8 protein-coding genes and 1 pseudogene are annotated in these 8,198 nt (G+C 34.7%); 7 read left to right on the forward strand and 2 right to left on the reverse strand.

What is annotated here, in order from left to right; all coding sequences use genetic code 11:
• Nucleotides 1-22: 22 nt before the first annotated feature.
• From bioC to BHU68_RS11065, 5 genes are all read left to right on the forward strand, one after another.
• Nucleotides 23-844: a malonyl-ACP O-methyltransferase BioC gene (bioC, locus tag BHU68_RS11045; protein WP_069470773.1), complete on the forward strand. Its 822-nt coding sequence runs from the start codon at nucleotides 23-25 to the stop codon at nucleotides 842-844.
• A gap of 674 nt (nucleotides 845-1,518) precedes the next feature.
• On the forward strand, nucleotides 1,519-2,715 hold the full coding sequence (pgsB, locus tag BHU68_RS11050) for a poly-gamma-glutamate synthase PgsB (protein WP_069470772.1): 1,197 nt from the start codon (nucleotides 1,519-1,521) through the stop codon (nucleotides 2,713-2,715).
• A gap of 15 nt (nucleotides 2,716-2,730) precedes the next feature.
• The gene (gene pgsC, locus BHU68_RS11055; protein ID WP_069470771.1) at nucleotides 2,731-3,189 is read left to right on the forward strand and encodes a poly-gamma-glutamate biosynthesis protein PgsC; all 459 of its coding nucleotides are present in this window, start codon (nucleotides 2,731-2,733) and stop codon (nucleotides 3,187-3,189) included.
• A complete protein-coding gene (pgsW, locus tag BHU68_RS11060; protein WP_069470770.1) occupies nucleotides 3,186-4,322 on the forward strand; it encodes a poly-gamma-glutamate system protein in 1,137 nt (378 codons plus the stop codon). Before pgsC ends, pgsW begins: the two co-directional genes overlap by 4 nt.
• Before the next feature lie 32 nt (nucleotides 4,323-4,354).
• Entirely contained in the window at nucleotides 4,355-6,502 is a 2,148-nt protein-coding gene (locus tag BHU68_RS11065; protein WP_069470769.1) for a CapA family protein, read from the forward strand.
• 93 nt (nucleotides 6,503-6,595) lie between these two features.
• Here BHU68_RS11065 and BHU68_RS18370 read toward each other — a convergent pair.
• Nucleotides 6,596-6,709, reverse strand: a pseudogene (locus BHU68_RS18370) (hypothetical protein); the annotation flags it as partial.
• 268 nt (nucleotides 6,710-6,977) lie between these two features.
• Between BHU68_RS18370 and BHU68_RS11070 the strand changes: the two are divergent.
• A complete protein-coding gene (locus tag BHU68_RS11070; RefSeq protein WP_069470768.1) occupies nucleotides 6,978-7,262 on the forward strand; it encodes an FIST C-terminal domain-containing protein in 285 nt (94 codons plus the stop codon).
• Here BHU68_RS11070 and BHU68_RS11075 read toward each other — a convergent pair.
• Nucleotides 7,248-7,436, reverse strand: a complete 189-nt coding sequence (locus tag BHU68_RS11075; RefSeq protein WP_069470767.1) for a hypothetical protein — start codon at nucleotides 7,434-7,436, stop codon at nucleotides 7,248-7,250. The genes BHU68_RS11070 and BHU68_RS11075 overlap by 15 nt on opposite strands.
• Nucleotides 7,437-7,472: 36 nt before the next feature.
• Here BHU68_RS11075 and BHU68_RS11080 point away from each other — a divergent pair, with 36 nt between their 5' ends.
• Nucleotides 7,473-8,024, forward strand: a complete 552-nt coding sequence (locus BHU68_RS11080) for a hypothetical protein (RefSeq protein WP_069470766.1) — start codon at nucleotides 7,473-7,475, stop codon at nucleotides 8,022-8,024.
• Nucleotides 8,025-8,198 lie beyond the last annotated feature (174 nt).

Below are 8,198 nucleotides of genomic sequence, written 5' to 3' on the forward strand. Positions count from 1 at the left end.
CATTTAATCAGCTTACAATTATATGATAGAAAAACAGAAAGTGGCAGAATCATTTGATCGCGCCGCCTTAACTTATGATCAATGGATCACTATACAAAAAAATATAGGAGATAATTTATTAGAACGTGTTGAATGGTTAGGCATTGAACCTGAACATATTTTAGAAGTTGGAACTGGAACTGGTAGATTAACCAGAGCCTTAACTGAACAGTATAAAGATGCTAATGTGTATGCGATTGATATATCGAATCATATGCTAACACAAGCAGCTACACTTTCTAAAGAACAGTTTATTTGTGCAGATGCTGCACAATTACCAATTGCTGATAATAGTATAGATATATTAGTATCAAATTTAATGTTGCAATGGTGTCAAGATATAAATAGTGTGATTCAGGAATTTGCACGAGTCTTAAAACCTGATGGAGCTTTATTTTTTTCTAGTTTTGGTCCAGATACTTTACAAGAATTACGTGCTAGTTGGGCTACAGTTGATGATGCTATTCATGTTAATAATTTTATTGATATGCACCATTATGGTGATAGCTTATTACAAGCTGGATTGAAAAATCCCGTGATGGATATTGATAGAGTGCAATGGCAATATAAACAAGTAAAAGAATTGATGATGGAATTAAAGAATATTGGCGCACACAATATTAATTCTGAAAGATCACGCGGTTTAATGGGAAAACATAAATTTCAGGCAATGATAGCGGCTTATGAAAAATACCGCTTAAAAGATGGATTATTGCCTGTAACTTATGAAGTTATATATGGACATGCTTTAGGAAAGCAGATTGTTACAGATACTAATGTAATTCATTTTCATCCATCAAGATAACTACAGAGATTGCATGTAAGCAGGGATTTTCTTAATTAGTTGTACTATATTTATAAACCTGACAGGTTTGGTTAGTTATCGCTTCACAATCAATTTTCCAGTTTCAGTCCAAACACATCCGGTTCATACATGCCATGAGTTGTTTTCTGTTTCTATCTTGGATCTGGTTCTAAGCCGCCGGGCACTGCGTCATCTACTACTACAAAGTATCTTGGGCTTGGAGTTGTTAGTTTTATCCATTTGCCAGCGCGTTCTACATGGTATTGTCTTTGTACTTCTATACCAGCTCATAACTAGCAGTCACAGTATTATATCTGATTAGTATAATATTTTGGAAGAAAAATTCAACAACATTATATGTTTTTTAAAAAGATTAATTTACTTGCTTGAGTATTTTATATGCAAGTTATTGTTTTTTTATCATAATTTTATATTAAATAACATACTTGTTTGTGCTTATTTTGAGTTTGTGTTGTTATTGCAATTTTCAAATATTTCATTAGTTATCTGATATTGGTTATAAAAAAATTATTAACAAATAAACTTGAATTGTTCTTTTGTAGTCAATAATATATGAGCTGGTTTTAGCTTAGACCTAGAATGATTTTAGCAGTGGTGTATATTTTATAATCACTATAATAATAATAATAATTTGTTAGGAGCAAACATAATTTATGACTACTTTTGGAATAATAACAATTTCAACGATTGTTTTCTTACTTTACCTTCTATTAGAATATGTTTTTCATATTCAGAATTTAAAGTCTATTCCCGTTAGAATACATGTAAATGGAACTAGAGGTAAATCTTCTGTAACTAGATTGATTGCGGCTGCTCTTAGAGAAGCTGATTTGAAAGTAGTTGCCAAAACTACTGGCACTATTCCTCGGCTAATCACTGACCAAGGTGTAGAATTGCCTGTTTATAGGCTGGCAGATCAGCCTAACATCATTGAACAATTGAAGATTGTTTCGTTTGCTGCTAAAAATAAGGCAAATGTATTGGTTATGGAATGTATGGCGCTGAATCCTGAGCTTCAGTCCATAACTGAACTAAATATGATTAAATCAACTCATGGTATCATCATAAATACACGGGCTGATCATCTTGATGTTATGGGTCCAACGGAGCGAGATGTTACACTTGCTCTTCTTGGAACGACTCCTAAAAATGCCAAGCTATTTACCAGTGAACGGAATTATATGCAAGAATTTACAATGGCTTGTCATGATCGCAATAGCGAACTAATTGTTGTTTCTGAGCAAGATGATAACAAAATATCAGATGAAGAAATGAGTAATTTTTCTTATATGGAACATAAAGCAAATGTTGCTTTAGCGATTAAAATTTGTCAATCTTTAAATGTCCCTAAGGATGTAGCCTTACAAGGAATGTATAAGGTGATGCCTGATGTGGGAGCTGCACATGAATATACTCTTGATGTTGATGGTGTAAAGCAAGTTGCTTTTATTAATGGTTTTGCGGCTAACGATCCACAATCTTCTCAAGAAATTTGGGATAGTGCTATTGAACGTAATCAATCAAAACCACACAAAATTATGGTGATCAACACCAGATCTGATAGATTAGACCGATCAAAACAGATTGCTGAATCAATCTCTAACTGGAAGCTGGCTGATAAATATATAATCATAGGTTCACATTGTTTGTTTCTTATAAAGACAGCTATGAAACAAGGATTAAGTTCAAATCTTTTTGTTAATGCTGAGGGAGCAAAATCAGAAATGATATTTGATATTATAATGGATACCTTTGACTCTTCATCAGTTGTGGTTGGTATTGGTAATATAAAGAACGAAGGATTGGAACTGATCCAATTTTTCCAGAACCGATCTCAAGTCACAACATAAGGAATAATTAAAAAAATGATCGAAAGTCTTTTAACTGCATCAATTTCTATTGGTATTCTTGTAAGCTTTTTGTTTTCAATGATCGTTGGAATATATCCCGGGGGGATAATTGTACCGGGATATATTGCGCTCTATATGGATCAGCCTTTAAACATTGTGGTGACATTTGGCGTAAGTTTGTTTACCTATTTTGTAGTCAGGTCTTTTAGTAATATTACTATAATATATGGTAGAAGAAAAACAGCAATTACAATTCTGCTTGGATTTTTATTCGGATATCTATTTGATATATTAATATATACTAACTATATAGCTGAAAAAGATATATCAGGGCTAGACGTTATTGGCTATATTATTCCAGGATTGATTGCTTCAAGTATTAATTCTTATGGTATAGTTACTACTTTGTCAAGTATTATTACATGCAGTGTTATTGTGAAATTGCTTCTTATTATGTTGGGTGTTGAACTATGAAAAAAATATATTGGAAATTACATGAACTTGATTGGAAAGTACACTTAACTGTGGCAATAGTCGCGTTAGTAGGCTTTTTTTGTGTCAAACATTTTAAAATTTATATACCTGCTCCCCATTATGAGGAAAAACTTGAGGCTGCTACCCTTATGAAAAAAGGTATGGATGTAATAGATAACTATCGTATAAAACATATAAGTGATGATACGGACAACTCGAAAGCTGAAATGAAGTCAGCTCTGATAGGTATTCCTTTTTCACCGATTACAAGTATAATTTCTCATCGCGAATATAAACAGATCACAATTAATCCTAATTGGGCTGCGGTAATGATTGACTTTTATAAACAAGCAGGGGTCAAAAAAGGAGATACTATAGCTGCTGGCTTCAGTGGTTCTTTTCCGGCATTAAACCTTGCTGTGTTAGCTGCCGCAGAAATTCTGCAACTTAACGTAATTGCGATCAACAGTGTGGCAGCTTCAAGTTATGGTGCTAATATTCCTGAATTATCATGGCCTGACATGAACAGAATTTTAAATGATAAAGAGATTATTTCAAGTACTTCTGTAGCAGCGTCATTGGGAGGTGGACAAGATATTGGACGTGGAATAAAAAATAACGGAATAGAAATACTTAAAAATATTATAAGCAGGAATAAGCTTGATTTTATTGATACAATAACTGAACCAGATAATTTAAATAAAAGGATGGAAATTTATTATAAATATGCTAGGAATAATGACATTAAAGCCTATGTGAATGTTGGAGGTGGTATCATGTCTGTGGGTGGTTACCGCAGCAAAAAAGTTTTTAAACCCGGACTGAATAACATTATGTCGGAACGACCTATTAGGTTTGACAGTGTGATGGTAAGGTTTGCTAAACAATCTGTGCCTGTAATCCAGATAAGACATATTCGAGAACTTTGTAAAACCTCTAATATGCCGTGTGAACTTAATGAAATACCGTCTCCGGGGGAGGGAGTTATTTTTGGCAGTTATGAATATAATCAATTCTTGGTGATTTTGGTGTTGATAATCATTTGTGGTTTACTTTTGGTGTTAGTAAAAACTGAATATGCCAAAATAATATTTCATTCTAAGAAACCACGATCTTCAGAACCCATGATCTAACCTTATTACTAGACTTTTATTCTTTAAATATTATGTATATTTATAATTTATTTTTATTAGTAATTTTTCTCTATGCGGGCTTGCCAATAACTTATGCTGGTGATCAGATTGATAATCATCATGTTAAGGTCATCACTGGGCGAGTCATTAGTTTGACAGGCTTGCCGATCCAAGGTGTGAAAGTCACCACTTCTGCAAGTCAAGTGACCAGTAATGCGAGTGGTTGGTTTGAAATTCCAGCTTCCTCTGCTTCAGTTCAATGGGTTACAGTCAAACATCCAGACTATTTATCTCGCACTCGTGCCGCTCAAGTTGGCGAACCAGTGTTATTTCGCTTAACACCTGATGATGGTCAAACGATAGCTATTACTTTTGGCGGCGATACTATGTTTGGACGGCGTTATTATGATCCTAATCAAGATGGCAATAGAGAGGATGGTTTGTTGTCAATTAATACTGGGACAGAAGAACATTTATCTCTGTTGAAGTGGGTACATCCGTTACTGGAAAATCCTCATATTACTGTATTAAATTTAGAAACACCCTTAGCTAAAAATCCTTATTATAATAATATTTATGAACCAAGACCAATAAGTTTTCATCCTGATAAATTCATTGCCTTTGCCACACATGTCAGTGCTGCTCGCGCTCTCAAACAGGCAGGCGTAGATTTAGTGGATCTGGGTAATAATCATATTTATGATATGTTAGAAACTGGTATTATTAATACAACTGTTGCTATCAATAATGCCGGTTTATTGCATGTAGGAGCGGGTCTTACAGAAGCAGAAGCTTGGCAACCAGCAGTCATTACTATAGCTGGACAAACCTTTGCTTTCTTAGGTTGTAATGCCACTAGACACTTGGATGGGATAGGTGTATTTGTTTCTGATAAACAAAACAAGGGAGGTGCTGCTGATTGTCAGGAAAATAATATTCGCGAAGCTATTGTGAAAGCTAAAGCACAATATGATAATGTTATTATGATGATTCATAGCGGCAGAAAATATTACTACCGTCATTTGAATGATAACATCAAACATTTAGTAGCTATTGCTCGTGAATCAGGGACAACGCTGGTGATTAATCATGGTTCACATGTTGTCGGTGGTTTTGACTGGGATGGTCAATCCTTTGTGGCTTCGACACTTGGTAATTTTGCTTTTGATCAAAATTACTGGATGACTTTTCAAAGCTATTTGCTGACTGTACATATTCGTAAAGGAAAAGTTATACGTGCCTATACAGATCCGCTTATGATTGAAAATTATATTCCTAAAGCTGTTAGTGGCAGATTTGCAGATTATATTGCACGTGAAGCTGCTGGTAGAGAGATTGGACCTTTTGTGATTGAAAATGGCACAATGGAAACTGATTTCAATCAGCAGGCGAATAGGCAAACTACAACGGTTTCCTTAGATGGTGGTGTGTTCCCCGGTAAGATTTTAGCTTTGCCTCGCTCACAGTGGGTTTCTGGAAAAACTGGCACTGGTTTGATGCGTTTAGGCCGCGATCTACTTTGGACGGGAAGTTTGGAACGTAATACTGTCGATGAAAACTCTGAAGGGGGTGCTTTATGGCGCTTAGCTATGGATGAAATGTCGGTCTCTGAAGAAAAGCGCAATTTAGCTTTATGGCGTTTGAAGGGGGAAAAAATGTTTATCGGTCCTGAATATGCACACACAGGGGAACGCGGTATTCAATTGCGGCGCAATAGTAAAGACAAAAGTAATATTATATTGACTTTGGTGGACAGAGTACAAATGCCAGCTTCTACAAAGAAAATATCAGTAACTGGCTGGTTGCGTACCAGTGAAAATGCTAAAGTAGTTTTGAGTGTATATTGGTATGACACTCGTTTCAAGTCTTCTATAAGCCACAAAATTGAAGAATTAGTGGTTCCAGCCGCTCATACTTGGACACCCTTTAAAGTTCACCTGACAGTTCCAGCACAAGCCATTGCTGTGAAGCCATTTTTACGTTTAGATTCTCCTAAAACTGGAAATGTTTCTGCTGATTTTGATGATCTTCGCTTAATTGCTTGGGCTGCTGGTGAAACCACATATAGTCCTTTGTATGATCATGTTTGGATAGTTGATAATGTTGATCTTCAAATTAGTCAGGATATTCTGCCGGGTGCGGAAGATTGGATAGTTAAACCTTTGCTAAAAGTGTATTAAAATATTTATACATTCTTTATCACTGAATTTTGAGTTTCTGTTGTTATTGCCATATTCAAATATCTCATTAGTAAACCTGTCAGGTTTGGTTAGTTACCGCTTCACAATCAATTTTCCACTTTCAGTTTTACCAAACACATCCGGTTCATACATTTCTTCGGCATGGGTTGGCATTACGTTGAATTCGCCGGGAGCTATGGCTTGGGCTACGTAGGATAGGTGCTAGTTGCCTGCTGGTAAGTCTTTCATTCTAGCGTGATTGCATTTTATATGTTTATTTAATTGTTGTCAAAAATAAATACTAGACCAAATTATTTCAAAGCTGTTCAGCTATTGGTCCCTATCATAGAATTAGTCAATGTGACAATAATATTATTATTGGTCTGGATGATAAGTCAGCATTGGATGTATTTAAGCAAGATATTGGACCAGAATTTACTGAGGATTTAAATAAGGCAGCAAGCTGAATCTTGGTATGTCAATTGGATTTACTCGCCGCGATGCTAATGATGCTTATAAGTATATGCTTCAAATGCTTAATCAGATTAAAGCTAGTTTAAACGGCAGAAAAATTAAAGGTGGTTTATATTACTCATGTATGGGGCGTGGTGAAAATTTATTTGGTAATGATTCTAAGGAATTAAAAGTTATCGAACAATTTTTAGGTGACTTCCCATTAGTTGGTTTTTTTGCCAATGGAGAAATTTTCTATCAACGTTTACATGCTTATAGTGGCATATTAACCCTATTTCTTGAATAATTCAAAAAATCCCTCTTTACGTAAATACCATAATATACCGCCTAATAAACCTCCATATATAATAATTTGAATTAGGTACCAAAACAAATTAATGATACTTGTAGAAACTACATAGGCTAAATAAAGTCCAATTATAGCTAGTGTTGCATATATAATATATTGTTGTGGTGTCATAATTTTTTACCATTCATCTAATCAGCTTACAATTATATGATAGAAAAACAGAAAGTGGCAGAATCATTTGATCGCGCCGCCTTAACTTATGATCAATGGATCACTATACAAAAAAATATAGGAGATAATTTATTAGAACGTGTTGAATGGTTAGACATTGAACCTGAACATATTTTAGAAGTTGGAACTGGAACTGGTAGATTAACCAGAGCCTTAACTGAACAGTATAAAGATGCTAATGTGAATAGTTTTATTGATATGCACCATTATGGTAATAGCTTATTACAAGCTGGATTGAAAAATCCCGTGATGGATATTGATAGAGTGCCATGGCAATATAAACAAGTAAAAGAATTGATGATAGAATTAAAGAATATTGGCGCACACAATATTAATTCTGAAAGATCACGCGGTTTAATGGGAAAACATAAATTTCAAGCAATGATAGCGGCTTATGAAAAATACCGCTTAAAAGATGGATTATTGCCTGTAACTTATGAAGTTATATATGGACATGCTTTAGGAAAGCAGATTGTAACAGATACTAATGTCATTCATTTTCATCCTGAGTACAATCACGCAAACTAATTTGTAGGGTCGGTGATAACCGACCATTTAACTGTTTAATACTGCTTAATTTGATTAGCAGTACCAATACCAACCATCTGGCAAAATTCCAGTGCTTCTACAGTAAAGCCACCTAATGATAAAAAAGCCGGTAAAATCAAAGATTTTTCTAATATTTTGCCATAGACTTCCACC

Source organism: Candidatus Marithrix sp. Canyon 246 (assembly GCF_001723685.1).
GTDB lineage: Bacteria > Pseudomonadota > Gammaproteobacteria > Beggiatoales > Beggiatoaceae > Marithrix.